General features: G+C 70.4%; 1 protein-coding gene. It reads right to left on the bottom strand.

Annotated elements, in window-relative coordinates; translation table 11 throughout:
* Positions 1-136: 136 nt before the first annotated feature.
* Positions 137-938: fructosamine kinase family protein (locus tag G7A99_RS21495; RefSeq protein ID WP_163143957.1), on the bottom strand; the 802-nt coding region annotated here is incomplete at its 5' end.

Raw genomic sequence — 938 nt, 5'->3', positions numbered from 1 at the left:
TCCCGCCGCTGGCAGGAGGAGCACAACAGCGTACGCCCCAGCTACTACGGACTGAAACGCCAGCCCGACGGCAGTTATCGCTGACTCCGGCCGGTCATTGACGGCGCCGTCGCACCCGCGACCGCGCAATGCAGCATCAACCGATCTCCGATAGCAGACGCCGCACCGCATCATGGGCGCTGCGGGCAAAGCCGCCGCCGAAGAGATTGAAGTGGTTGAGCAGGTGGTAGAGCTGATAGAGGGTGCGCCGGACCGGATAGCCGGCGTCCCGCGGCCAAACGGCGTCGTAGGCAGCGTGAAAATCGGCGGGGAATCCGCCGAACAGCTCGGTCATCGCCAGGTCGCACTCGCGGTCGCCGTAGTGCACGGCGGGGTCGTAGATGACGGGGGCCCCATCTCCGTCGAAGGCGGCGTTGCCGCCCCAGAGGTCGCCGTGGAGTAGTGACGGCACGGGTTGGTAGCCGCTGAACAGCCCGCCAAGGCCGTCGCGCAGGCGCTCGCCGTCGCGGATCAGGCCCGTGGGGGCGCCCTGCTCGGCCGCCAGGGCGAGCTGGTGGCCGAGCCGCCGCTCGGCAAAGAAGGCGACCCAGTCGGTCATCCAGGCATTGGGCTGGGAGGTGGTACCGATGGTGTTGTCCCGGTGCCAGCCGAAGCGTTCGGCGGTGGTGGCGTGCATGGCGGCCACGGCCTCGCCCATGCGGTGCCAGCCGTTCCGCCGGGGCTGGCCGAAATCGATCCACTCCAGCACGAGATAGGCCCGGCCCCCGGCCACGCCCCGGGCGACGACCGCCGGCACGCGCGGCCCGCCGCGGGCGGCCGCCAGCTCGGCGAGCCCCTCCGCCTCGGCTTCGAACATCGCCGCGTACCCGGGATCGTTGAGCTTGACGAAGCATTCACCGAGACGCACGGCGTGATTGATGTCGCCACCTGCCACGGGC

Source organism: Arhodomonas sp. KWT (assembly GCF_010993615.1).
The sequence above is the reverse complement of the archived record's forward strand: the minus strand, read 5'-3'. Positions and strand labels throughout refer to the sequence as shown.